Origin of the sequence: Dorea longicatena (genome assembly GCF_024168045.1) — a bacterium.
Taxonomy (GTDB): Bacteria; Bacillota; Clostridia; order Lachnospirales; family Lachnospiraceae; genus Dorea_A.
In genome coordinates, this window is sequence record NZ_CP100126.1 from 651,506 (window position 1) to 677,329 (window position 25,824).

Sequence of the window (25,824 nt, forward strand, 5' to 3'; positions counted from 1 at the left end):
TGAATATATATAATATGACACAAAAACAAAAAGTAATATATTTGAAAGGAAAGGTTCATAAGATGAAAAAATATATTAGTATCGACATTGGAGGAACCGCGATTAAATATGGAATTATCTGTGAAAATGCTGAAATCATGATGAAGGAAACCATGAAAACAGAAGCTGAAAAAGGTGGTTCTGCAATTTTGGAAAAAGTTTTTGTAATTGTAGAAAAACTACAAGGACGAATTCAGGAAAAAGCTTCTGGAATTTGCATTTCAACGGCAGGAATGGTTAATACAGAACAAGGTGCTATTTTTTATTCGGCACCATTAATTCCAAACTATACAGGAATGCAGTTTAAAAAGCTATTAGAAGATAAATTTAAAATTCCTTGTGAAGTAGAAAATGATGTAAATTGTGCAGGACTTGCTGAATATCGTTCAGGTGCAGCAAAAGGAAGTCATGTGGCACTAATTCTTACAATTGGGACGGGAATTGGTGGGAGCATTATAATGGATGGTGAAGTGTATCATGGATTCAGCAACAGTGCATGTGAAGTTGGATATATGCATATGAATGATAGTGATTTTCAAACACTTGGAGCCGCAAGTATTCTGACAAAAAAAGTTTCTGAATGGAAAGGGGAAACAGAAAAGAAATGGGATGGATATCATATTTTTGAAGAGGCAAAAAAAGGAGACAAGCTTTGTCTTTTGGCAATTGATGAAATGGTGGATATTTTAGGAGAAGGAATAGCAAATATTTGCTACGTGATTAATCCAGAAGTTGTAGTACTTGGAGGGGGAATCATGGCTCAGGAACAATTTTTAAAAGAGAGAGTCGAATGTGCAGTGAAAAGGTATTTAGTATCAAGTATTGAGGAACATACAAAAATTGTATTTGCAAAACATCAGAATGATGCAGGAATGTTAGGAGCATTTTATCATTTCTGTAGTTTGCATTAAAAGGGCAGGATTATATTATGGAATATTATGTAAAATCAGTAATATCGATTATCGAATCAAATTATCATAAATTGACGTCGGCAGAAAAAACAGTTGCAGATTTTTTTATTCATAATAATCAGAACACAGATTTTTCTAGTAGTCATATTGCAGAATTACTTTATACATCAAAAGCCACACTGTCAAGATTTGCTAAAAAAATAGGATATCGAGGTTATCAAGAGTTCATTTATCAATACGAGAACACATTTGAGGAAAAAGAAGAGAAAATTACTGGAAATACAAAAATAGTTTTGAATGCTTATCAAGAAGTATTAAATAAAACATATAATTTAGTGGATGAGGCTCAAATTGGGAGAATTGTGGGATATCTGAATAAAGCAGACCGTGTATTAGTATGTGGTTGTGGTAGTTCAGGTCTTTCAGCAAAAGAGATGGAAATTCGTTTTATGCGAATTGGTATAGATGTTGATTCGATGACAGATTCAGATATGATAAAGATGGCATCTGTTTTTCAGAATAGAAGAAGTCTTATATTTGGTTTTAGTATAAGTGGAGAAAGAGAAGAAGTTACCTATTTATTGCGGGAAGCGTATAACAAAGGTGCTAAAACGGTTTTATTTACCACAAATAATGGAAAAAAGTTTTCTGAGTACTATTCGGAGGTAGTAGCACTTTCCTCTTTAAGACATTTGAACTATGGTAATGTGATTTCGCCACAATTTCCGATATTGATTATACTCGATATTATTTATGCTTATTATGTAGAGCAGAATAAGTATATCCGAGAAGGAATGCATGATAGCACATTATGCGCATTGGAAGAATAATGAACAAATAATTAAATGATTAATTTGGTGACACATCAAAACTGCAAGAAATAATTATCTTTATGTGTGTCAGCGAAGAGTTATGAATTTTGCAATAAACAAAGAAAGACTAACCCAATTTGGATTAGGCTTTGTATTTCCAGATGTTATTCATCACTATCAGGTACTGACACCCGGTGTAAATAAAGCGACTTATCTGATGGCATCGCCATTTACGATAGCCAAATTTGCAGATATCATGCAATCCATGGCTCCTGAATACCCAATCATCAAAGCGGAAAAGGTTGAACCGGAGGTATATAGGGTTATAAATGCAATTTTAGAGACAGAACAGTCGGATATTACTGTTGCACAGGCATATCTTCAAATTGTGTTGGCACGCTGCATAGGAAAATTAAATTTGGTAGAAAAGAGTAATGTGGGGAGCAACGATCTTATTTACCAGACAGTTTCCTATATATCAGCAAATTTTAAGAAGAAATTTTCGCTGGAAGAGATGGCAAAAGATCTGGGGGTGAGCAAATATGTTTTATCCAGACTCTTTTCCAAAACATTCCATAGAAACTTTAATCAATATCTTAACGATGCAAGGCTGAACTATGCATGCCAGCGTTTGGAAAATACGAGTGATTCTATTACAAACATTTGTCTGGATAGTGGATTTGAAAGTCAGAGAACATTTAACCGAGTATTTAAAGAAAGATATAAAATATCACCGAGTGATTATCGGAGTACTTGTGTGAAAGAGATGTTGTCATAACATATAGATTAATAAATTCAATAAAAATTTGATTATCAGTCTGAAATAAGTATCTCTGGGTGTTATTTATAATATGGGGTAGTGGTTAATTATTATGTCATGTATGACTGGGGAAGAAACAAACGGAGAACTACTTCAGAAAAAGAAGTAAATACAGCAGTTAAGGACTTCGGAAGTAGAAGAACAGTTCGAGTATATGTATCGGCTGTTCTTTTTTTATTTTTTGGCGTTAAAACGGTAATGTTTTCTTGTGTACAGTAGAGTGCTATAGTATAATAAAATCAGTTTTTTTGCATAAGTATTAAAGTTATAATATGGAAATCGGCAAACCAGATGAAAATCTGGGACGCAAAGCTACAGGGCCTGTAAAATGGCAGCCAGTTGCATGCAATGAGGTGCACTGTCTGTTTGGCAGTGCTTTTTTATGGTAGAGCACTTGAATAAGTAATACAGAATCTGTTTGGAAAAATATTGTGAAAAATAGCGGGGAGGTTATTGATAATTAATGAATGTAAAATTAAAATCTGGAAGCAAGCAACTGTAGCCTAGAGGAGGGGAGAAAGATGAAGAAGTGCAAATTAGTACAGAATATAATGAATTTCAAATTTTGTTACATTATATTTTGCACAATTATATGTTTTATTGTTTTATCCGTTCCTACATTTGCCAAAGAAAACTCTGACAATGTTATCCGGGTAGGATCTTTTGAAGAAACTTATAATACTGTCAATGAAAAGGGAGAAAGAAGCGGCTATGGTTATGAGTATCTTCAAGATATTGCAGGTTATGCAGGTTGGACATATAAATACATAACAAGTGATTGGAAAAACTGCTTTACACAGTTGGAAAATGGAGAGATTGATATTCTTGGTGGCATTTCCTATACAGACGAACGTGCTGAAAATATGCTTTTTTCCGATATGCCTATGGGGGAAGAGAAATATTACATCTATACGGATGCATCCAATATGGATCTTACAGCAGGAAATTTGGATTCTTTTGAGGGAAAAAATATTGGTGTGTTTAAAGATAATATAACGGAGGATGTGCTTAACGAATGGGAGTTAAAGTATGGTCTGCATACGCAGCATGTCAATGTTTCTAATACCGCAGAAGTTATGGACAAACTGTCGAAACATGAAATTGACTGCTTCGTTTCGGTAGAAGAACCCCGTTGGGAAGAATCGGAGATTTCGCCGATTACAAGTATTGGAGAGACAGAAATCTATTTCGCTATAAATCCAGAACGTCCGGATATCAAAGAAGCACTGGATAGTGCTATGCGCAGAATCAAGGATGACAACCCATTTTACACAGATGATCTCTACAGGCGTTATCTTTCTGCACAGAGCAGCTCGTTTCTTTCAAAAGAAGAAAGGGAGTGGATCGGGCAGCATGGAGCAATCAGGATAGGCTATCTGAATCAGGATGGAGGTATCAGTAGTGTAGATTCATCAACAGGTAAATTGACAGGTGTTATCACAGATTATGTGGATCTTGCAGAAAATTGTCTGCAAGGTCAGACTCTGGAATTTGAATTAAAGGGGTATGATACAAGAAGTGAACTGCTTCAGGCATTGCAGGATGGAAATATAGACCTGATTTTTCATGCAAACCAGAATCCATACTTCGCAGAAACAAATGGATTTGCTTTGTCGGATACGCTATTGACTCTCAATATGGCAGCAATTACGGCAAAGGATTCTTTTGATGAAAATAAAGAGAATACAGTTGCCGTTGAAAAAGATAATTTTTCATTGAAGGCATATCTTTCATACAATTATCCAAAATGGGAGATTATAGAATATGGGACATCAGATGCAGCAGTAAAAGCGATGCAGAAAGGGGAGGCAGATTGCATTGTAAGCAATTCAGGTACTGTTTCTGACTATTTGAAAAATAATAAGCTTCATAGTGTTTTCCTGACAAAAGAAGCCGATGTTTCATTTGCTGTTCGGCAGGGAGAACCGGTTTTTTTGTCCATTCTGAATAAAACACTGACATCTATGCCTGCAGCTCAATTCTCGGGGGCAGTAGTTTCGTATAATGCTTCTTCACGAAAAGTTACAGCGAAGGATTTTATTCAGGACAATTTACTGGCTGTCTCACTCATAGTTGGAATCTCTATTTTTGTTGTTCTGTGTATAATTCTTGATTCTTTGAAAAAATCAAAACGTGCGGAAGAAAAATCCAAGAAGTCTGCTGAGCAAGCATTGAAGCTGAATCAGGAGCTTGAAGAAAAACAGCAGGAATTACAAAATGCACTTGTAGAAGCACAGAGTGCCAATAAGGCTAAGACTTCCTTTTTAAATAACATGTCTCATGACATCAGGACACCGATCAATGGTATTATGGGCATGCTTACAATTCTTGAAAAAAGCGGAAGTGATGGTGAGCGGGCAAAAGATTGCCTGAATAAAATAAATGAGTCTTCGAAACTGCTATTATCATTGGTAAATGATGTTTTGGATATGGCAAAGTTAGAATCGGATACCGTGGTTTTTAGTGATGAATCCATCAATCTGGATCAGGTATGTCAGGAAATCACGGAGTCACTATCTTTTCAGGCAGAAGAAAAAGGACTTCATGTTATAGGAGAACATGATGATTACAGTGGTATATATGTTTGGAGCAATGCAGTTCATCTGAAAAAAGTATTGATGAATCTGTTTACAAACAGTATGAAGTACAATAAGGTGAATGGTTCTATTTACATGAGTATGAGAACGATTGAAAGATCAGAAGATTACATGACATGTGAATTTAAAATAAAAGATAATGGAATTGGAATGTCAGAAGAATTTATAAAAAATGAATTGTTTACTCCATTTGTACAGGCAGATAATTCCCCACGTTCTGATTATAATGGGACAGGTCTGGGAATGCCTATTGTGAAACAACTTGTAGAAAAGATGGGCGGAACCATAACAGTTGAAAGCAAGCTTGGTGAAGGAAGCTGTTTTACTGTAATACTTCCATTTAAAATTGATACGAATGCACGGCTAGAAGAAAAAGAAGATTTTGATGCAGATATATCAGGTGTCCGGATATTATTGGTTGAAGATAATAAGCTGAATGCGGAAATAGCAGAATTTATACTGACGGAAAATGGGGCTAAAGTAGAAACAGTGAAAAATGGGTTAGAAGCTGTTCAGAACTTTGAAGCCTGCGAATCAGGAACATACGATGTTATTTTAATGGATGTCATGATGCCGGTGATGGATGGGCTTACTGCCACAAAAACAATAAGATCCCTGGAACGGCAGGATGCAAAAACAATCCCTATTATTGCTATGACTGCAAATGCATTTAGGGAAGATGCAGAAAAGTGTATGGAAGCAGGAATGAACGCACATCTTGCAAAGCCGTTAGATGATAAAACAATCAAGCAGACTATATGCGAAGAATTGAGAAGCAGTAGGGACAGGTGAAAATTTATTAAACCAGGAGCTTGACAAGGAGACGTATAGAGAAATATATTTGACAGACAGGAGATTTAATATGATTTCGAGAGCAAAGAAATATGTGGCAGTGTTACTGGTTTTTGTATGCGTGTGTATGATATTTTCTTCCCTGACTGCATATACGGCCGAGGACAGTTCGCAGCATGAAACTGTCAAAGTCGGTTTCTTTGCCATGGATGGTTATATGACAACCAGGGAAATCCGTACTCTGAGGAATAACAGGAAAGCAAATATTCCAATCGTTGCCATGACCGCAAACGCATTCGAAGAAGATAAAAAGAAGGCATTTAAAGCAGGTATGAATGCTCATATTGCAAAACCAATTGATATAAATACAATACTTGCTGTTTTTGACCAGGTGTTTGGTGTATAGAAGTTGTTGTTTCCCAATTGGAGCATATGTAAGTAGCAAGAAGACAGGCGGCAAATAATTATAAAATGGGGAAAAGTGATATGGAAGAATACAGAGATGATAAAAAAAGTAAATTGTATTACATGGATGAAATCCTTCATAAGATTTCTTCCATGAGTCAGGCAGAGAATGAAAAACAACTGGATGACATTACGCCATCTATACTGAAGAGCGTTGGAAAATATACAGCAGCAGACAGAGCGTATATTTTTGAATGGAGTTCAGAAAAAAAAGAAAGTTTTAAAAATACATTTGAATGGTGTGCCTCGGGAATCAAACCGCAGATACAGAATCTGCAGAAAGTTCCTGTCTGCCTGATGCAGAACTGGGTGGAAACATTTATCCAGAAGAAAAATATCATCATTTATGACCTGGAAGAAATAGCAGAAGAAACCCCACAGGAATATGAAATTTTAAAGCCTCAGAATATTCATGCTCTGATTGCTGTGCCGATTTATACAAATCATAAATTTATAGGCTTCATTGGATTGGATAACCCGGATCTGAATCAGAATATGGTGTCCATGAATCTGTTATCTGATGTGGGGTGCCATATGGGAAGTGTCCGTGAAAACCTGAGAATGATGAAGGCACTTGAGGATGCACTGGAAACTGCAAATCTGAATGGAGAAATCATTGATTCCATCAGTAAATTATACTGGCTGATCTACCGAATGAATCTGGAAACAGGAACTTATGAAGAAATATCTGCCGGCAACGAGATGCATAAACTTACAGGCAAGCATGGAAAAACGGAAGAAGCTTTCCAGCATGCTATCAATACAATTGTTGATGGGGAGCATCAGGAAATGATGAAAAAGTTCCTTGATACATCGACTCTGGCTGACAGGCTGAAAGACACGGAAAGTATTGCGGTCGAATACCGGGCACAAAGTGGATCCTGGCATCTGGCAAGATTTATTGTAAAAAAACGGAACCCATCTGGTAAGGTTACAAATGTTCTGTATGTTGTCCGGCAGATTGATAAAGAAAAACAGGTTGAAATTACTTATAAGCAGGAACTGATAAAAAAGAACAGGATTTTGTCAGGACTGAGCCGTGATTATACGACAGCTTTTGTTTTGAATCTGGATACGGATGAGTATGAGTTTGTATTTAATCAGGAGACAAATCATGCTCAGAAACATGAAGAGTTCAAAGCATTTTCAGATTATGTGGATGCCTATGCTTCTGCATTTGCACTTCCGGAATTTCGTGATGTAATGCGTCGGGAACTGGACCGTAACGAGATTAAAAAGCATTTTGAAACAGAAGATGAATATCATTTTTCTTTTGAGACGTCACCAAATGCAGCAGGTTTGTCCTGCTTTCAGGCACATATTGTAAAAGAGTACGAGGAAGGCAGCCATTTTGCGTTCCTTGGTTTCCGAAGTATAGATGAGATCGTACAGAAAGAGCGGTTTTATAAAGATTCTTTGCAAAAAGTAAACCAGGAACTTAAGAATCAGCTGGACATGATCACATCTGCACTGCCGGGTGGTGTGAAAATCAGCAATGATGATTCGGAATATTCTTTTAAGTATGTTTCAGAGCATTTTGCACAGATGCTGGGATATGATACTCCGGAGGAATTGATGGAAGCTTCCGGAGGGACGATTGTTGACCTGGCGCATCCGGACGATCTGGAACAGGGAATTGCACAGGCGTTGGAGCAGTATAGTAAATCGGATCATTATGAAATCACATATCGAATGAAATGCAAAAATGGATCCTGGAAATATATTGAGGACAGGGGACACAAAATCCGCAAACCGGATGGAATGATCGAACACTGGAATCTGATTCTGGACCAAAATGAACTGGTGGAAAAAACCATTGCCCTGGAGAGCGAGAAAAAAGCAAACCAGAGTAAATCAGATTTCCTCTCCAGAATGTCCCATGATATGCGGACACCATTGAATGGAATTATCGGGCTTATGGATATCTGCATGAAGCACCCGGAGGACAGAACACTGGTGGATTCCAGCCGTCTTAAGGCAAGAGTAGCGGCAGACCATCTGTTGTCGCTGATCAATGATACACTGGAAATGAGTAAACTGGAAAATGAAGAAACAAAAATTTCGAAAGAAGATTTTTATCTGCCGGATCTGCTTCATGAGGTGGAAACCATTGCACAGATGATGGCAGATAAAGAGTGTATTACGATTCATTTTATGGATGATCCTTATTCGATTCCATATCCGAATCTTACCGGAAGCTCCCTGCGTGTAAAACAGATATTTTTAAATCTGATTACAAACAGTATTAAATACAACCGTAAAAATGGCTCAGTGGATTGCTTCTTGAAAGAAGAGAAGCAATCCGATAATAGAGTGTTGGTAGATGTGACTATAAAAGATACGGGAATCGGAATGTCAGAGGATTTCCTGAAGAATATATTTCAGCCATTTGTTCAGGCTGATCAGGGCGCCAGATCACACTATAAAGGTACCGGACTTGGAATGGCGATTGTAAAAGAGCTGCTTGATCGTATGGATGGAACCATTCAGATTGACAGTGTGGAAAATCAGGGCACTTTCATACATGTGGTCATACCTTTTGAAATAGCAGAAGAACCTGCAGTTGTACAGGAAATGTCTGAATTACCAAAGGAAAATCTGTCCGGGTGCCGTATTCTATTGGCAGAGGATAACGAGCTTAACAGGGAAATTGCGGCATTCCTTCTGAAAGATGAGGGAATTTCCGTCACAGAGGCGGAAGATGGACAGCAGGCAGTGGAATGTTTCCTAAAAATGCCGGAAGGATATTACGATGCGGTTCTAATGGATATCATGATGCCTGTGATGGACGGATATCAGGCAGCCAGGGCGATTCGTGGCAGTGGAAAGAAAGATGCAGAAATGATTCCAATCATTGCCATAACAGCCAATGCTTTTGTTGAAGATAAAAGAAAGACGATGGAGGCAGGGATGGATGCGCACCTGTCAAAACCTTTAAATGTACAGGAACTGATGGATACAATCCGAAAATTCTGTGCTGGTAAGCAGATATGTCAGTGACCGAAAAGAGAATAACAGAGGGATAGCAGAATGAAAAAGGACAGCGAACTATATAAAAAAATAAGAGTACATTGCTATATTGTTGGATTGATTGCTTTTCTGACAGCATTGATTGTTGGCGTTTTTCTGCTTCATAATTTGGAAAAGGATGAAAAGACAACCGGAAAATATATGGCGCAGATTACTGAGAAAAGAGTCAGGGCAAGACTGGATCAGTATAGCATGCTCTCTGCTCTTTTGGGAAATTATATCAGTGCAGGAGAGAATCTGGATGAGAATACATTTTCTGAACTGGCAGAAAAGATTCCTAATGAAGATGGAGTGATAAAGGCATTTGAACTGGCACCTGAAGGGATTGTTACAGACATTTATCCGAAACAGGGAAATGAGGGGGCTTTTGGACTGGATATGCTGCAGGAACATGAACGGAAAAAGGATGCAATTCTGGCAAGGGATAGCGGGAAATATACGCTTGGAGGACCATACCAGTTAAAGCAGGGAGGGACAGGAGCATTGCTTTTTAATCCGGTTTATCAGGACAATAATTCAGAACAGGATGAGTTCTGGGGCTTTGTGATTCTGGTGATTGACTGGGATCGTTTCATTGGAGAGATAAATCTTGATTATTTAAGCGATGCAGATTTCTGTTACAGAATTTGGACATATGACAGAGGCAGCAGCGACAAGATTATTTTAGCAGAGAGCCAGGATAATATGTCGGATAATATTCTGACAGTAGAATGTGCAGTTCCCAATAACACATGGTATTTTGATATTATACCCTCAGAGGGATGGAGTCCACGTTCTTACTGGATTATGTGTATTGTCATTTCTTATGTATTCTCATTATTGATTGCTACAGTATTTTATTTAATATCCAGTAAAAAACACAGGGAAAGACAATATGAAGCAGAACTGGAAAAAGCTGCTGAGCAGGCGAAAAATGCCAATGAGGCAAAAACAAGATTTTTATTTAACATGAGTCATGATATCCGGACTCCGATGAATGCAATTGTAGGTTTTTCCGGTTTGTTGGAGAAGAATCTGCAAAATGAAAGAAAGGCAAAAGAATATCTGGAAAAGATACAGTCTTCCAGTAATCTTTTGCTGAGAATCATCAATCAGGTTCTGGAGATGGCCCGGATTGAAAGTGGTACTGCGGTATTGCAGTTAAAAGCTGAAGATATGGATGCATTATTTCACAGAGTAAATACAGTGTTTGAAGAGGATGTCAGAAAGAAGAACCTGCAGTATCATGCTGTTTTAGATGTAAGACATCATTATGTTGTCTGTGATCAGACAAAGTTACAGGAGATCATGCTGAATATTATCAGCAATGCTATAAAGTATACCCCGGAGGGACATTCAATCTATGTAGAAGTACATGAGGCGGTATCAGAGAATCCTTCAAAGATACGCTATATTTTTTCATGTGAAGATACGGGCATTGGTATGAGTGAAGAATATCTTCCACATATCTATGAAGAATTTTCCAGAGAACATAGTACAACAGAAAACAAAGTGCCGGGAACCGGGTTGGGACTTCCTATTATCAAATCTATGATAGAGCTGATGGGTGGAAGTATTCAGGTAGAAAGCAGACAGGGTATTGGAACAAAATTTACGATAGATCTTTCTTTTGACATAGCATTGAAAGAAGAGGTATATGGAAGTGAGGATACCATAGAGTCATCTGCAATTCATACAATAAAAGGGAAAAGAATTCTCCTTGTAGAAGATAATGAGCTGAATGCGGAAATAGCAAAGACAGTTCTCGAAGATGTCGGAGCGTTAATTACCAGAGCGGAGAATGGACAGCAGGCACTGGAACTATTTAAAGAGAAACCGGCAGGAACATTTGATGTAATTTTGATGGATCTGATGATGCCTGTTATGGATGGATATACAGCTACGAGAAAAATCAGGGAATTAGAACGTTCAGATGCAAAAACAGTACCGATTATAGCTATGACAGCAAATGCATTCCAGGAAGATGCTGAAAAGTGCATTGCCGTGGGTATGAACGCTCATTTGGCGAAACCTTTGGATATTGAAAAGATGAAAAAGACTATTAAAAGTATTTGTTCCTAATATAGGCGGAAATTAAGGAAATATTGAAATCCTTGTACAGAGAAAAAGATAGATTAAATAGTTATGAAAATCAAATACCAATCGACTATGCATGCGGATGGGCATTATCCTCCAATGATATGTCGTGTACAATGCAGATGTTATTGGATGATGCAGATGCTTATATGTATAAAAATAAACAGTTATGCAAGAAATATAAAGGAAACAGAAAATATGAATAAAAGACAAAAAATACTGATTGTCGATGATGCAAAGTTCAACAGGGATATATTGAAAGAATTTCTTGGAGAAACCTATGATTATCTGGAAGCTGAAAATGGAAATCAGGCAGTCCAGATTATGGAAGAGAATCCGGGAATCGATCTGATGCTTTTAGACATCAACATGCCACAGATGGATGGATTTGAAGTCCTGAAATGGATGAAACTAAGCCAATGCGTTGAAGAAACTCCTGTAATTATGATATCTTCGGAAGAATCTGTTGAGACTATGCGTAAAGCATATGAGATGGGAATCACAGATTATATTACACGGCCATTTGACTCTGTTATCGTAAAAAAGAGAGTTCAAAATACTTTGGGGCTATATGCAAATCAAAAGCGCCTGATCAATGTGGTCGTTGATCAGGTTTATGAAAAAGAAGAAAATAATAATATTATGATCAGGATTCTGAGCAATGTATTAGGATCACGCAACAGTGAGAGTAGCGAACATATTTTACATATCCGTACTGCGACGGAAATGATGCTGAGGCAACTGGTAAAAACAACGGATGCATATCATCTGACGGAGACTGATATTGCTATAATTACAACTGCATCTTCGCTTCATGATATTGGTAAAATACGCATTCCGGAAGAAATACTGAATAAACCCGGAAGACTGACCGATGAAGAATTTAAAATTATGAAAACCCATAGTGAGATTGGAGCATCCATGATCCGGGATATGCATTTTTTGCAAAATCATCCACTGGTGCATACCGCATGGGAAATCTGCAGATGGCATCATGAAAGATGGGATGGAAATGGGTATCCGGATGGCCTGAAAGGAGAAGAAATACCAATCTCTGCACAGGTGGTGTCTATTGTGGATGTTTATGATGCTCTTACCAGTGAAAGATGTTATAAGAAAGCATTTGATCATGATACGGCAATCAAGATGATCCTGGACGGGCAATGCGGACAGTTTAATCCGATCCTTCTCAAGTGTTTGGAAGAATTGAGCCTTCAGTTTTCAAAAATGCTCAGCAAAGAGATGGATAGTAATAAATATTATTATGAGGCGCAGAGACTTTCGAATGAAATACTCAGTGAAAAATCTTTGCCGAACAAAAACTATTCGCAGAATGTCGTTAAAATTATGCAGGAAAAGATAGATTTTTTCAGATCGCACAGTGGCAAAAATTCTATCGAGTATAATGCAATTTCAGGGCAGCTAATCATAATAAACGAGGAGCAGCAGATACTTTGTCAGAGAGATGATCCTAAATTTGATATATTCAATGTGTTCGAAGTGAGCATGGAAGACATTCAACACATTAGATTTTTGTTAAATCAGACATCTGTACAAAATAATGAAATCACATTGCAGATAAAAGCGAAGGTGAAGAACGACAGTCAGATGTATCATTTGAAACTGCGTACGTTGTGGTCGCCTTTAAAGAAAGATGGATATATAGGAATTGTTGGATATTTTGACACTGTAAAATAGAAAAATGCAAAGCAGTGGAGGGAATGCGGCATTAAGTAAAAATGGGAGAAACGTTGAAATTACAGCGTTTCTCTTATTTTTGTTTCAAAAAGCTTGAACACATTTGATCACTTTATGATAAAATACCAAGATTCCGATTTTCTATTAAATTTTCTCGAAAAATATTGACCTTCAAGTTACTTGATCGTTTACATTATAAGCAAGGCAAGTGTAAAGATTAAGTAGAAGAAAGGCGGGCGTAAGAGTATGAAAGAGAAAATGAGAAAAGTAAGATATCCAATGTTGATTGTGTGGGGGATATTTATGGGAGCTGCAGGAACAGCAGGAGTAAAATCATCGTGGCATGTAATACCTGGCTGGTTGATAGGTGTTATTGTCATATTGGGAATCATGGTGATGTTAACCTGGATGATTTCAGGGAAAAATGATAAGTCAATAAAAACAACTGAGAAGGAAACGGAAAAATTAACATCAAAGTACAATTCAGAAATTTCCGTTATTTCAAAAGCAGTAGAAGAGCCTGTGGAGTTGGAATTTTGGGGAAAACGAAATGGTATTGATCAATTTAGAGTAAAAAGTATCGCTGGACGGAATATTGTGAGTGATCATGTTCTGTTGATTAGTTTTGATGGTTCAGAAGCCAGGGATGTGGCATTAGATGCAGTTGTAACAGGGAAAGAACATTCGGAGTATTTTGGAAAGATTGAAATGCTTTATTGTAAGAGACAACAGGGACATTATGGGACGGAGAAACTTAAAACGGAAAAAATTGATAAAGTGATACTGAGTAAGGAACAATGGGAAAACGAAACAGGAAAAATAAAATTATTGGAATTGTGGAATTGTATTCCATTTGAAAAATAGTATGAAATGCGGGAATATAGAAGGAAGTTATGAATAGCTGGCTTCTTACTATGTAAAGAAGTAAAGAAGCACTGGTTTTGATTGCCATGCATTTGAAAGAAGCTGCCACTGGCAGCTTCTCTTGCGTTTTTACAGAAAATCCTGACAAGATACCAGAAGATCAATCTTCTTCCACTGTGTCTCTTCATCAATACAGTTGCCCTCTTCAACGGAAGCAAAGCCACATTGCGGAGAAAGTGCGATCTGCTCTCCGACTACGGAGCGGGCTTCGGCATAACGTTTTTTAAGAAAATCATGATCTTCCAGAATCGGGTTCTTGGTAGAGATTAATCCTGCGACAAAGATAGCATCCTTATCTTTCAGGACAGACCATGGAGCAAAGGAACCGGAACGGGCATCGTCGTATTCTACGAAGAATGCGTCATACGGAATTTCAGCGATTACCGGGGCAACGGAATCGTAAAATCCATGGAACAGAGGATTTCCCTTGAAGTTTCCTTTACAGAAATGTGTTGCAATAAAGAAATCTTCCGGTTTGTGTTCCAGAGCTTTTGTTGATACAAGCTGGAACCAGTTCAGAATCTGTCCTTTTGTATATCCAAGAGCAGTTATCTTTTTCTGGAAGTTCTCATCGATGAGATAAGTCCATGATGTATCATCAATCTGAAGATAACGGCAGCCATGGTCGTAGAAATCTAAAATTGCATCCTGATAGGCTTTTGCAATATCATCGATCAGTGCATGGATGTCTGTTCCGTAATAAGGTGTCTCTTTATTACCAAGCTGAAGGAAGTGATCAATCAGAATCATATTCGGACCGGAAATACATTTTTTAGCCGTAATACCGTCATATTTTTGTGCCAGAGAATGAAGATAGTCCCACGCACAAAGCTCCGGATGTGCCTTGTTCTTATCATAGAAGAACTTACCGGTAACGGTTCCAAGCTCAATTTCATTACTGGTTCCATTGATTTCTTTTGTGAAATGAATGGTATCGAATCCATCAAATTCTTTGAGCCAGTCCAAATGCCACCACCTGCGGCGGAATTCTCCGTCTGTTACATATTTCAAACCGTGTGCCACTTCATTTTCTACCAGTGATGCGATTGCAAGATCTTCAGCTTGTGTTAATTCTTCTTTTGTAATCTTACCGTCTTTATAAGCTTTACGTGCTTCTTTAATTTCTGCAGGTCGTAAAAAAGAACCTACGATGTCATAAGTTAATGTGTCTTTTATCATATGAAAACCCCCGATTTTTTGATTATTTGTCTTTGCTTAGTTGATGATTTTATTATGCCAGATGTAATAGCTTTTTGCATAATACTTAAAATTGTGGGTTTGGTATAGTTTTAAACTATAGCATATGAAAAAGAAGATCAATATTGCTGTTTGTGGATATTTAAAAATTTTTTATTATCTTAAAGAGTGTATAATATAAATATGACATGTGTTACATTAGAATTGAAACCACAGGAGAAAAGGGAAATCGAATATGAACAGCAGAAAAAAAGTCTTATGGAAGATATTCATTTCAACATTATATTTAAGTGCATTTACATTCGGTGGCGGTTACGTGATTGTGAGCCTGATGAAGAAGAAATTTGTAGATGAGCTTCACTGGATCGAAGAAAAGGAAATGCTGGATCTGGTTGCGATTGCACAGTCTTCACCCGGGGCAATCGCGATAAATGGAGCAATTGTTGTAGGATATAAGCTTGCAGGAATTGCTGGTGTACTGGTATCGATTATCGGAACAGTCATTCCGCCATTTGTCATTATAGCGTTACTTTCTGTCTGTTATAATGCGTTTCGCACTAATGAACTGGTAAGTCAGATGTTGGAAGGCATGCAGGCGGGAGTCGGAGCGGTGATCGCGTCAGTAACCTATGAGATGGGCGCGGGCATAGTGAAAGAAAAGGACGGAATCTCGCTGCTGATCATGGCAGGTGCATTTGTGGCATCCTGTGTATTTGAAGTAAATGTTGTGTATATTGTGATTATATGTGGATTGCTGGGTGTCTTACGCACATGTATGAGCAGGAAAGGAGAAGGCAAATGATATATCTGCAGCTTTTCTTAAGCTTTTTACAGGTTGGAATGTTCAGTTTTGGCGGCGGTTATGCGGCGATGCCCCTGATACAGGGACAGGTTGTGACGGGACATCATTGGCTTAGTATGTCGGAATTTACGGATCTTATTACAATCTCCCAGATGACACCGGGACCGATCGCGGTGAATTCGGCAACCTTTGTCGGAATCAAGATTGCGGGGATACCGGGTGCCCTGGCAGCAACATTTGGATGCATTCTGCCCTCTTGTATTATCGTAACTGTTATTGCAAAACTATATTTAAAATATCGCAGTATGGAGGTATTGCAAGGTGTACTGGGATCTTTAAGACCTGCCGTTGTGGCGATGATCGCATCAGCAGGGATCACAATCCTGATCACGGCATTCTGGGGAAACAGGGATCTGATCGCACTTGCAGGGACGAAATGGAGTTTGGTAGTGATTTTTGTAGTTTGTATGATATTACTTCGGAAAGTGAAAATGAATCCAATATGGGTGATGGTCCTGGCCGGAGTGATGAAAGTGGGAATATCACTCATTTGAAATTGAATAAAGGGGAAATTACATAGGGAAAAAACAAAAAATGTGGAAAAAGTAGGAGAGGGACAAAAAAATGGGGAAAAAAACAATTGAGAAAAATGCGATCACGGAAGGAGTTATCTGGAAACAACTGTTGATCTTCTTCTTCCCGATCATGCTTGGGACGTTGATCCAGCAGTTATATACAACTGTGGATACGATCATTGTAGGACGCTTCGTGGGAAAAGCGGCACTTGCCAGTGTCGGAGGACCGGCAGCCGTCTTATCAACAATTGTTGTTACATTCTTTAATGGGCTGGCGAACGGGGCAGCAGTTATTATCGCACAATATTATGGTGCAAAGGACAGGAGGAGCCTGCATGTGGGGGTACATACGGCATATCTGTTCTCTGTCGTGATCAGTCTGATCGTATCACTGACCGGTACAGTATTGACACCATGGCTGCTTAAAATCATGAATACACCACAGGATATGATGGCGGATTCTATAACTTATCTCAGAATTTACTTTATGGGAATTCTGTTTACGCTGGTCTACAATATGGGATCGGCAATCATGAGGGCGGTCGGAGATTCCAGAAGACCACTTCTCTATCTGTTGATCTGCTGTGTGATGAATATCATACTGGACATTGTCATGGTGGTAGGAATGAAGATGGGGATTGCGGGGGCAGCACTCGCGACGGTTATTTCACAATGTGTCAGTGCAGTTCTGGTTACCTGGTCGCTGACCAGGGCATATGATGCTATGAAATTAAAGTTCCGTGAACTCCGGATGGATGCCAGAGTATTGAGAAAAGAATTGAAAATCGGTGTTCCGGGGGCACTTCAGGCATGTGCTTACGGTGTGACAAATGTAGTGATTCAGGCATCCGTCAACAGTTTTGGTACAGATACCGCTGCAGGATGGGCAGCTTACGGAAAGCTTGATATGATCTTCTGGACAGTATCGAGCGCGCTTGGTGCGGCAGTGACCACATTCGCCGGACAGAACTACGGGGCAGGAAAGATGGACAGGGTATATAAAAGTATCCGGGTGAATGTAGTGATCTCTTATATATTTACAGGAGCTATTATTATAGTCCTGTTTGCATTCTGCGAACCGTTATACCATATGTTCACGACAGATCCAAAGGTCATCGGGATAGGAGTATATATGTTACGTTTCCTGATTCCGAGTTATCTGTTGAGTGTGCTGCTTGAGAATCTGTCTGGAGGACTGCGTGGTCTGGGAGATGTCCTCTGGCCGACCATATTTACATTCGGAGGTCTGTTCTTTGTAAGGCTTCCGTGGATCATAATTCTTACGAAGATTCATCATAAGGTGGAGATTCTGCTGATCAGTTATCCGCTGGCATGGGGGGCAACGTTACTTTGTCTGATCCCGTACTATTTCTGGCGGAAGAAAAGAAGAATGAGTACATATGGATCTCATCTTCAAAAATCATAGATTATATGTTAAAATATAGACAGTATGTTTGGAGAAAAGAGTAGCAGGAAAGGACAGAAAGAATGAGGTGTGCGATGACGGATAAGAAGGACTGTATGACAATGGAGCAGGCAGAACAGAAGATGGAGTGCCTAAGAGAAGTGTTCTCAATTGTACGCCTGGTTGATGGTGAGATGCTGGAGAAGAGAGCGGAGCACAGTGCGGATGCAGATGTAATGGAGATGTGTCAGTGCTATTCATTCTGGAATAAGGCAAAGCCGTGTGAGAATTGCATATCTATGAAATCGCTGAGAGAAAAAAAACAGGCAGCGAAGCTGGAATTTCTGGATTCGGATATTTTTCAGGTGTTTTCAAGATATGTGGAGATTGATGGAAAACCGTACGTAATGGAGATGTTGAAGAAGCTGGATGAAGACACATTGATTGATGCGGTTGGATATGGGAAGATGGTCCAGAAGCTTTCTGTTTATAATGACAAGCTTTACAGAGATGCGCTGACAGGGGCTTATAATCGGAGATACTATGAAGATGAGATTAAGCATGTAAAGGGAAAAGCAGGGGTTGCGATTCTTGATGTAGATGATTTTAAGTTATATAATGATATGCGTGGTCATCACGCAGGAGATATGGCACTGATTACAGTGGTAGAAGTAATACGGCAATATATCAGAAAGACAGATAAACTGATCAGATACGGAGGGGATGAATTTCTGCTTTTACTGCCGGAGATCGACAGTGAGAACTTTGCGCGGAAGCTGAATAAGATTAAGAAAAAAATTGCTGAAACGAGTGTCCCAGGATATGAGCGGATTAAGTTATCAGTCAGCATCGGAGGTGTGTCAGCGACAGAAGAGACAGTGGAAGAGGCTGTCCAGAGAGCGGATAAACGGATGTACCTTGCTAAAATGTATAAAAATACTGCAATGGTAGAGGGAATGGATCAGAAAATAGCGGAGGAGGATCATGATGAGCATACGGATATTCTAAAGCCACGGATTCTTATTGTAGATGATTCTAAGATCAACCGAGAACTTCTGACAGAAATTCTGCAGGATAAGTACCAGATCATAGAAGCGGAAAACGGGAACGAATGTGTAGAGAAGCTGGAGAAATATGGAAATGATATAGCATTGATACTTCTGGATATTGTGATGCCGAAGATGGATGGATTTGCAGTACTGGAATATATGAATCAGGAACAGTGGATAGATGACATTCCGGTAATTGTAATATCAGGAGAGGATTCGGAAGAATATATCGGGAGAGCTTACGAAGCCGGTGCCGTGGATTATATTAGGCGTCCGTTTGATATGCGGATCGTATATCAACGGGTATTTAACATGATCAAATTATATGCAAAACAGCGCAGACTGGTAAAAATCCTGACAGCGCAGATAGAAGAGAGAGAAAACCTGTCACAGATTTCCGACAAGTCATAATCATTGATGAGACTTGGAGAAAATCTGCGGCAGGTTTTCTTTGTTAATAATTTCCGAGTTTATTCAGATATTTGTCAATCGTATTAAGTCTTTTTTCAATTCCCTTGGCCTTATGGCTGATGATTTCCAGCAAAGACTCTGTTACGAACTGCGGACCGATCATAGAGTTGAAGAATGTATTACTGTCTACCGGGACTGTAAGAAGAATGTCGGCATATTGTGCAAGCAGGGAACTCGGTTTATCAGTGATCACAATTATTGAAGCTCCGGCATCGCGTGCCATCTCGGCGGTCACTTCGTCCTGAGAAGAATATCTTGGAAAACTAAATAATACCAGACAGTCGGTCTGCGAGATATTGCACATATGATCAATCGGGCTCATGGAAGTTGTGGTTGTCATGGTTACATGCGGAACCATCTGTTTTAAATACAGGAGGAAGAAATCTGCAAGACAGATATTTCCTCTCGTTGCAGCAATGTATTTGTGCTTACTGGAAACAATAAGATCCGCAGCCTTCTCAAAGGTCTCAATGGAGTTTTGGATAAATATCTCTTCAAGGTTATGAGCAGCATTCTTAAAATGCCGGTTGATGTAATCAGAAGAGTTGTCTAATTTTGCCTGCTTTGCAATCCGCTGGGATGGGATTGTGATACTGCTGGAAATGCTGAGTACTTTGTCCTGATAATCTTTCCGCAGTGCCTTCTGAAAATCCATAAAGCCGTCAAATCCGATCGTACGGCTGAAACGGATTACGGAAGACTCACTCACCCCGAGCTTTAAAGCAATCTCCGTAGATGTCATAAAACAGGCTTCCGAAGCATTATCCAGAACATATTCCGCAATGATCCTCTGCGTTTTGGTAAGATGTGCAGAATGGAGTAATTCCTTCATATCTTTCATAATATAGTTCCTCCGAAAGTGATATTGATAATTAGATTAAAACATGAATCTGGGAAAGTTGCAAGACGGAGAGCATGAAAAAAGAAAAAAACGTGTGGATATGGGGAAAAGAAGATAGAACTTATAGATAATGATGATTTTTTCTCGTTATTTATATATCACACAAATGAAGTATACTCCAATCTTTTTGAATGAAAATCGTAAAAAAAGGAGAAAACCATGTGCATATTGCACAAAAATATGTGTGAAAATAATAACACATATGGATAAAGTGCAAAAATAATTGTGTACAAAAAAATAATGGTATGTTATTATCAAACCAACGAACGACGAAAGAGAGGAAAAGAAATGTTACAAACAATTGAAAACGTGAATGCGGCCGTTAACAATTTCGTCTGGGGGGTTCCGGCAATGGTCTGTATCATCGGTGTAGGGCTTGTACTTTCAGCTCGTACAGGATTTATACAGTTCCGAAAATTTGGGTATGCCATTAAGAATTCTATCGGACGTATCTTCACAAAGTCAGAAGCGAAAGAAGGTAGTATCACTCCATTCCAGGCAGTGTGTACGGCGCTTGCGGCAACGGTAGGAACGGGAAATATTGCCGGAGTTGCCGGTGCGATTGCAATCGGAGGAGCAGGAGCAGTGTTCTGGATGTGGGTGTCCGCATTGCTTGGAATGTGTACGAAGTTCTCAGAAGTTACACTTGCGGTTCATTACAGAGAGAAGAATGCAGAGGGAGATTATGTTGGGGGCCCGATGTATTATATTAAGAACGGTCTTGGCAAGAAATGGTACTGGATGGCTTCGGTCTATGCGATCCTTGGAAGTTTGACAGTACTCGGAACAGGAAATGCAACACAGGTAAATACCATTACGACATCCATCGATTCAGCACTTATAAGCTACAATGTGATTGATGACGCACAGATAAGTATGGTGAATCTGGTGATCGGAATTGTGATTGCAGCACTGGTAGCGGTTGTTTTACTTGGCGGAGTAAAACGTATCGGTACCGTAACAGAGAAGCTGGTTCCATTCATGGCAGTATTCTATATCATCCTTGCAATCGGAGTAGTTGCACTGAATGCAGACAAAGTTCCACATGTATTTGAGATGATTTTTGTAGGAGCATTTAACCCGTCCGCATTTACCGGCGGTGTGGTTGGAAGCATGTTTATGACTATGAGACGTGGTGTTTCCAGAGGTATCTTCTCAAATGAAGCCGGAATCGGTACCGGATCGATCGCACATGCATGTGCAGATACAGATGAGCCTGTAAAACAGGGTATGTTTGGTATCTTTGAAGTATTTGCAGATACAATCGTGATCTGTACACTGACAGCACTGGTTATCCTTTGTGGCGGCGAAGGAATCCAGTACGGCGTGGCAGCAGGTGCGGAGCTTACCATCTCAGGATTCGTAACAACGTATGGAAGCTGGGTGACGATCTTTACTGCAATTGCAATGTGCTGTTTCGCATTCTCAACGATTCTTGGATGGGGACTTTACGGAGCAAGATGTGTCGAGTTTGTATTTACAACAAAGGTTGTGAAACCATTTATGATCGTGTATGCGTTGGTCGCAATCCTTGGTGCAACAGTGGATCTTGGTATCATCTGGGGAATTGCAGATACCTGTAATGGTCTGATGTCTATCCCTAACTTGATCGCATTATTCCTGTTGTCAGGAACAGTGGCAAAACTGGTAAAAGATTACTTTGCAAAACAAGAGAAAAAGAATTAGAAAGACAAAAAAATAACTTACTAGTGAAAAAAATAACTTTTATTGCATTAACAACTTGAGTGTGTTAGTATGAGTTCAGACAGAAATGAAGAATATTCTTCAACAAAATAACAAGAAGAAAAATAATCTTCACTTCAAAAAACAAACGGATTAAAATTTTTTAGGAGGTTTTTCAAAATGAAAGTAGGATGTGTAAAAGAAATTAAAAACAACGAGTTCCGTGTAGGTATGACACCTGACAATGTTAAGAGCTATGTGAACGCAGGACACGATGTTTATATTGAAAAAGGTGCCGGAGAAGGATCAGGATTCTTAGATGCCGAATATGTGGCAGCTGGGGCTAAGGTGATTGATACAGCAAAAGAAGTATGGGATACTGTAGAGATGATGATCAAAGTAAAAGAGCCGCTTCCGGAAGAATATCCATTATTCCATGAAGGACTGATCCTTTATACATATCTTCACCTTGCAGCAGACAAGCCGCAGACAGATGCTCTTCTCGGAGCAAAGGTAAAAGGTGTTGCTTATGAGACACTGATCGAAAGAAACGGAAGTATTCCTCTGCTTGCTCCAATGAGCCAGATCGCAGGACGTCTGAGTATTCAGGAAGGTGCAAAATATCTTGAGAAGAGATTTGGAGGAGAGGGAGTTCTTTTAGCAGGAGTTCCTGGAACACCAAAGGCTAACATCGTAATCCTTGGAGGCGGATCTGTAGGAACAAACGCTTGTAAGATCGCTGTAGGAATGGGCGCTAATGTAACAATCATGGACATCAATCTTCAGAGACTTGCTTATCTGGATGATATCTTCGGAGCACGTATCCAGACACTTGTTTCTAATGATGCAAATATCGAAAAAGCTGTAAAAGAAGCAGACCTCGTAATCGGATGTGTTCTGATTCCAGGAAAATCAGCTCCTAAGATCTTCAAGAAAAAATATCTCAAAGAGATGAAACCAGGTGCTGTATTTGTAGACGTAGCTGTTGATCAGGGCGGATGTGGTGAGACAACAAAAGTTACATACCACGATGATCCGATCTTCATTGAAGATGGTGTTGTTCACTACTGTGTAGGAAATATGCCTGGAGCAGTTCCAAGAACATCTACAATTGCACTGACAAATGCTACACTGTCTTATGGACTGCAGATTGCAGGAAAAGGACTTGAGCAGGCATGCAAAGATAACGAAGTTATCTATTCAGCTGTAAATACATACGATGGAAAATTAACATGCAAGAACGTAGCAGACAGTTTTGACTGCTATGAATACACAGATATCAGAACTGTATGTTAATTGAATCGCTATTGTAATAAGAAGAAACTAAAACTAAATGATTGATTCCTATGAGTGGAAAATGCCGGTATCTTGGGGTGCCGGCATTTTTCTTTTGAGTTTTCTGTATTGGGCTTTAAGCATGCAGTTCCCGAGATGATAGCATTGTGGAAAATGCACACAGATCTAATGATCGGAGTTATCGTATGCCCGATCACTTCCGGAGATACTGCATTCCGTAGTGCCCGTTTGGTACTGGCAGACTGGTTCAAAGTTGATCAGAATAAGATGCAGAAACGTCTGATGTTATGTGTTCCGCTTCTGGCAGTCGGAGCATTTGTCGGACATCTGGATTATGCAATCGTATGGAGATACTTCAGCTGGACAAACCAGACACTTGCTATGATCGTTCTGTGGACAGCAAGTATGTATCTGTTCCGCGAGAAGAAGAATTACTGGATCACAGCGGTACCGGCAACATTCATGAGTGCAGTTTCCATGACATATTTCTTCTGTGCAGAAGAGTGTCTGGGACTTTCTACGAAGGTTGCTTATCCGGTAGGAATTATCCTGGCAGCAGCATTCCTTGGAATCTTTATCCGTGCGACAAAGAAACCAATGAAAGCATAGTTGTAAGACAGTGTAATTTGAATACATAAAAAGGCAGAATGAATTGACAGAAATGAGATGATGAAAAGATGAAACCACAAAGACTGGGTAATGTATCGATTCCGGATGAAGAATTGATAAAAGACAGAAAAGAATGTAAGAAGATCGGACCTTGCGGAATTGGAAAAAAGGCGGTGTATCTTAGCAGCTTTTATATTGACAGAAGGTATTACATACCGATCAGTTCTGTAAAAAGGATCTTCAAAAGAATCGCCATGAGTAAGGGTGGATTTACAGGAAAAGGAGTATTCGGTACATTATCCTATCTTGTGGTCGTATATGAGGACGGAAAAGAAAAGCAATGTAATTTCAAACATGAAGAAGATGTGGACAGATTTGTTGCATACATAGAAGAAAAATATCCGGATATTCCGATACACAGTCTTGAGGCTGAGCGAAAGCTGGCAGAGAAGGAAAGATGGCTGGCAGAAAAGCAAAGAGAAAGAAATGTATCGGAAGAAACAAAAAGATGTCTCGTGAAGCTGGAACAGGCAGAACAGTATCTGAAAAAGCAATCGGATATCTATATGGACTTGAGTCAGTCGGCGAAGAAAAAGCGTACTTATGACAGAAGTAATCCGGCGTATAAATGGGTAGCTCTTGCAATCGTACTGATGGGCGGTGCGGCATTCGTCTATGGTATCTATGCATTGACGACCCATGCAGGATTTGGAATGTATTTCCTTTTGTTTGGTCTGGCTGCAATCTTCTTATTTGCCGGAGCGAATGTACTTCCGACTTCGAAGAATAATAAGAATTATATTGAGAAGCGGCTGACGGAATCGATCAGTCAGATGGAAGAGTATATCAGAGTGTATCCGGATTTTCCGGTACCGGCTCACTATGCACATCCGATTGTGCTAAAGAGAATGCAGGAAATTATGAAAGAAGGGCGTGCGAGAAATATTCCGGAAGCATTGCAGGTTTTGAAAAAAGATCTGAAAGCGTTGAATTCCAGCGTAGTCGTCGAGAAAGAAGAGTATGACGAAGTGGTAGCGATCAAACCGATGTTTCTGGTGATGGATTATAAATAATTTGGCAGATAGAAAATGCGGTCGGCATATATTCTGAGATTATGAGTAAGAATATATTACCGGCCGTATTTTTGACATATCAAAGTATACAAGAGAAGATACCAGCGGGAGGTTCTTTGTAGCGCTATGTGTTTGAAAGAAGCCACCGGTGGCGGGTACTTAGATTTTAAGCTTCAATATATATGCTAAAACCAGGAATAGTATTGCGATACATTTCACACCAATAGACACTCCGACATACCCCGGCAGCAAATATCCTTTTTGCTTTTTGCCTAATATTAAAGAAATGATATCGATTATAAAAAAGACGATTAGAACAATTGCAGCACCGAAGATCAGTAGCATAGCATCACCATTATTATGTGTCAGTGCAGTTACGACTCCAACATTTGTAATTGACATCCAACTGTAGATTATGTATATCATGCATATTAAGTTAAAAATAATATCAAAGACAACTTTTTCGTTTCTTGTTCCGTTCTTCATTTTAATGTCCCCTTTCTTTAAGAGAATTTGGTAATAGCCGGCATTCTTATCAATTTTTTGTTTCTTCTCTTTTGTTGTCTATAATATAAACCATCAAGTAACTTGAAGGTCAA

At 39.1% G+C, this 25,824-nt stretch carries 20 protein-coding genes, 1 pseudogene and 1 riboswitch; of the genes and pseudogenes, 18 read left to right on the forward strand and 3 right to left on the reverse strand.

Annotated elements, in window-relative coordinates:
• The first annotated feature begins 62 nt into the window (after positions 1–62).
• The 10 genes and pseudogenes from NKF87_RS03195 (at position 63) to NKF87_RS03240 (ending at position 14,104) form a co-directional block, all read left to right on the forward strand.
• Complete coding sequence (locus tag NKF87_RS03195; protein ID WP_055195249.1) at positions 63–950, forward strand: ROK family protein; 888 nt, start codon at positions 63–65, stop codon at positions 948–950.
• Positions 951–967: 17 nt separating this feature from the next.
• Entirely contained in the window at positions 968–1,780 is an 813-nt protein-coding gene (locus tag NKF87_RS03200; RefSeq protein WP_055195247.1) for a MurR/RpiR family transcriptional regulator, read from the forward strand.
• Positions 1,781–1,862: 82 nt separating this feature from the next.
• Entirely contained in the window at positions 1,863–2,540 is a 678-nt protein-coding gene (locus tag NKF87_RS03205; protein WP_334304159.1) for an AraC family transcriptional regulator, read from the forward strand.
• A gap of 313 nt (positions 2,541–2,853) precedes the next feature.
• Positions 2,854–2,929: riboswitch (cyclic di-GMP riboswitch) on the forward strand.
• 174 nt (positions 2,930–3,103) lie between these two features.
• Positions 3,104–5,971 carry a response regulator gene (locus tag NKF87_RS03210; protein WP_253583947.1) on the forward strand — a complete coding sequence of 956 codons (2,868 nt, stop codon included), beginning with the start codon at positions 3,104–3,106 and terminating at the stop codon, positions 5,969–5,971.
• 70 nt (positions 5,972–6,041) lie between these two features.
• Entirely contained in the window at positions 6,042–6,377 is a 336-nt protein-coding gene (locus NKF87_RS03215; RefSeq protein ID WP_253583949.1) for a response regulator, read from the forward strand.
• An 80-nt stretch (positions 6,378–6,457) separates the two neighbouring features.
• The gene (locus NKF87_RS03220) at positions 6,458–9,436 is read left to right on the forward strand and encodes an ATP-binding protein (protein WP_253583951.1); all 2,979 of its coding nucleotides are present in this window, start codon (positions 6,458–6,460) and stop codon (positions 9,434–9,436) included.
• A 30-nt stretch (positions 9,437–9,466) separates the two neighbouring features.
• Positions 9,467–11,527: an ATP-binding protein gene (locus tag NKF87_RS03225; protein ID WP_117596768.1), complete on the forward strand. Its 2,061-nt coding sequence runs from the start codon at positions 9,467–9,469 to the stop codon at positions 11,525–11,527.
• A gap of 5 nt (positions 11,528–11,532) precedes the next feature.
• Positions 11,533–11,748, forward strand: a pseudogene (locus tag NKF87_RS03230) (GGDEF domain-containing protein); the annotation flags it as partial.
• Complete coding sequence (locus tag NKF87_RS03235) at positions 11,741–13,240, forward strand: HD domain-containing phosphohydrolase (RefSeq protein WP_117596770.1); 1,500 nt, start codon at positions 11,741–11,743, stop codon at positions 13,238–13,240. The pseudogene NKF87_RS03230 and the gene NKF87_RS03235, both read left to right, overlap by 8 nt.
• A 246-nt stretch (positions 13,241–13,486) precedes the next feature.
• Positions 13,487–14,104 carry a hypothetical protein gene (locus tag NKF87_RS03240; RefSeq protein WP_117596772.1) on the forward strand — a complete coding sequence of 206 codons (618 nt, stop codon included), beginning with the start codon at positions 13,487–13,489 and terminating at the stop codon, positions 14,102–14,104.
• 129 nt (positions 14,105–14,233) lie between these two features.
• On the opposite strand, the gene NKF87_RS03245 is transcribed toward NKF87_RS03240, so the two are convergent.
• Positions 14,234–15,343: a methionine synthase gene (locus NKF87_RS03245; protein WP_117596774.1), complete on the reverse strand. Its 1,110-nt coding sequence runs from the start codon at positions 15,341–15,343 to the stop codon at positions 14,234–14,236.
• Between the two features lie 253 nt (positions 15,344–15,596).
• On the opposite strand from NKF87_RS03245, the gene NKF87_RS03250 reads away from it, so the two are divergent.
• The 4 genes from NKF87_RS03250 (at position 15,597) to NKF87_RS03265 (ending at position 19,603) form a co-directional block, all read left to right on the forward strand.
• Positions 15,597–16,163 (forward strand): chromate transporter, encoded by a 567-nt coding sequence (locus NKF87_RS03250; RefSeq protein ID WP_253583953.1) that lies wholly within the window; start codon positions 15,597–15,599, stop codon positions 16,161–16,163.
• Positions 16,160–16,717 carry a chromate transporter gene (locus tag NKF87_RS03255; protein ID WP_055282287.1) on the forward strand — a complete coding sequence of 186 codons (558 nt, stop codon included), beginning with the start codon at positions 16,160–16,162 and terminating at the stop codon, positions 16,715–16,717. The genes NKF87_RS03250 and NKF87_RS03255 overlap by 4 nt, the downstream gene beginning before the upstream one ends.
• 70 nt (positions 16,718–16,787) lie before the next feature.
• On the forward strand, positions 16,788–18,164 hold the full coding sequence (locus tag NKF87_RS03260) for an MATE family efflux transporter (RefSeq protein ID WP_055282289.1): 1,377 nt from the start codon (positions 16,788–16,790) through the stop codon (positions 18,162–18,164).
• 74 nt (positions 18,165–18,238) lie between these two features.
• Positions 18,239–19,603: a diguanylate cyclase gene (locus NKF87_RS03265; RefSeq protein WP_253583955.1), complete on the forward strand. Its 1,365-nt coding sequence runs from the start codon at positions 18,239–18,241 to the stop codon at positions 19,601–19,603.
• A 43-nt stretch (positions 19,604–19,646) separates the two neighbouring features.
• Here the strand turns inward: NKF87_RS03265 and NKF87_RS03270 are convergent, their stop codons facing one another.
• Entirely contained in the window at positions 19,647–20,504 is an 858-nt protein-coding gene (locus tag NKF87_RS03270; RefSeq protein ID WP_028086091.1) for a MurR/RpiR family transcriptional regulator, read from the reverse strand.
• A 348-nt stretch (positions 20,505–20,852) separates the two neighbouring features.
• Here NKF87_RS03270 and NKF87_RS03275 point away from each other — a divergent pair, with 348 nt between their 5' ends.
• The 4 genes from NKF87_RS03275 to NKF87_RS03290 all read left to right on the forward strand — a co-directional run bounded on the left by NKF87_RS03275 (position 20,853) and on the right by NKF87_RS03290 (position 25,225).
• Positions 20,853–22,250 (forward strand): alanine/glycine:cation symporter family protein, encoded by a 1,398-nt coding sequence (locus tag NKF87_RS03275; protein WP_028086092.1) that lies wholly within the window; start codon positions 20,853–20,855, stop codon positions 22,248–22,250.
• Between the two features lie 177 nt (positions 22,251–22,427).
• Complete coding sequence (gene ald / locus NKF87_RS03280; RefSeq protein WP_055282293.1) at positions 22,428–23,543, forward strand: alanine dehydrogenase; 1,116 nt, start codon at positions 22,428–22,430, stop codon at positions 23,541–23,543.
• A gap of 54 nt (positions 23,544–23,597) precedes the next feature.
• Entirely contained in the window at positions 23,598–24,152 is a 555-nt protein-coding gene (locus NKF87_RS03285; RefSeq protein ID WP_371286917.1) for a carbon starvation CstA family protein, read from the forward strand.
• Positions 24,153–24,220: 68 nt separating this feature from the next.
• The gene (locus NKF87_RS03290; protein ID WP_117596779.1) at positions 24,221–25,225 is read left to right on the forward strand and encodes an ATPase P; all 1,005 of its coding nucleotides are present in this window, start codon (positions 24,221–24,223) and stop codon (positions 25,223–25,225) included.
• Positions 25,226–25,384: 159 nt separating this feature from the next.
• On the opposite strand, the gene NKF87_RS03295 is transcribed toward NKF87_RS03290, so the two are convergent.
• Positions 25,385–25,711: a hypothetical protein gene (locus tag NKF87_RS03295; protein WP_006427836.1), complete on the reverse strand. Its 327-nt coding sequence runs from the start codon at positions 25,709–25,711 to the stop codon at positions 25,385–25,387.
• Positions 25,712–25,824 lie beyond the last annotated feature (113 nt).

Bases quoted from the DNA above. Each gene is read 5' to 3' on its own strand.
- NKF87_RS03235 (WP_117596770.1), top strand. From the start codon at position 11,741: ATGAATAAAAGACAAAAAATACTGATTGTCGATGATGCAAAGTTCAAC.
- NKF87_RS03215 (WP_253583949.1), top strand. From the start codon at position 6,042: ATGATTTCGAGAGCAAAGAAATATGTGGCAGTGTTACTGGTTTTTGTA.
- ald (WP_055282293.1), top strand. From the start codon at position 22,428: ATGAAAGTAGGATGTGTAAAAGAAATTAAAAACAACGAGTTCCGTGTA.
- NKF87_RS03275 (WP_028086092.1), top strand. From the start codon at position 20,853: ATGTTACAAACAATTGAAAACGTGAATGCGGCCGTTAACAATTTCGTC.
- NKF87_RS03295 (WP_006427836.1), bottom strand. From the start codon at position 25,711: ATGAAGAACGGAACAAGAAACGAAAAAGTTGTCTTTGATATTATTTTT.
- NKF87_RS03255 (WP_055282287.1), top strand. From the start codon at position 16,160: ATGATATATCTGCAGCTTTTCTTAAGCTTTTTACAGGTTGGAATGTTC.
- NKF87_RS03270 (WP_028086091.1), bottom strand. From the start codon at position 20,504: ATGAAAGATATGAAGGAATTACTCCATTCTGCACATCTTACCAAAACG.
- NKF87_RS03250 (WP_253583953.1), top strand. From the start codon at position 15,597: ATGAACAGCAGAAAAAAAGTCTTATGGAAGATATTCATTTCAACATTA.
- NKF87_RS03205 (WP_334304159.1), top strand. From the start codon at position 1,863: ATGAATTTTGCAATAAACAAAGAAAGACTAACCCAATTTGGATTAGGC.
- NKF87_RS03210 (WP_253583947.1), top strand. From the start codon at position 3,104: ATGAAGAAGTGCAAATTAGTACAGAATATAATGAATTTCAAATTTTGT.
- NKF87_RS03240 (WP_117596772.1), top strand. From the start codon at position 13,487: ATGAAAGAGAAAATGAGAAAAGTAAGATATCCAATGTTGATTGTGTGG.
- NKF87_RS03220 (WP_253583951.1), top strand. From the start codon at position 6,458: ATGGAAGAATACAGAGATGATAAAAAAAGTAAATTGTATTACATGGAT.
- NKF87_RS03245 (WP_117596774.1), bottom strand. From the start codon at position 15,343: ATGATAAAAGACACATTAACTTATGACATCGTAGGTTCTTTTTTACGA.
- NKF87_RS03265 (WP_253583955.1), top strand. From the start codon at position 18,239: ATGACGGATAAGAAGGACTGTATGACAATGGAGCAGGCAGAACAGAAG.
- NKF87_RS03195 (WP_055195249.1), top strand. From the start codon at position 63: ATGAAAAAATATATTAGTATCGACATTGGAGGAACCGCGATTAAATAT.
- NKF87_RS03290 (WP_117596779.1), top strand. From the start codon at position 24,221: ATGAAACCACAAAGACTGGGTAATGTATCGATTCCGGATGAAGAATTG.
- NKF87_RS03200 (WP_055195247.1), top strand. From the start codon at position 968: ATGGAATATTATGTAAAATCAGTAATATCGATTATCGAATCAAATTAT.
- NKF87_RS03225 (WP_117596768.1), top strand. From the start codon at position 9,467: ATGAAAAAGGACAGCGAACTATATAAAAAAATAAGAGTACATTGCTAT.
- NKF87_RS03260 (WP_055282289.1), top strand. From the start codon at position 16,788: ATGGGGAAAAAAACAATTGAGAAAAATGCGATCACGGAAGGAGTTATC.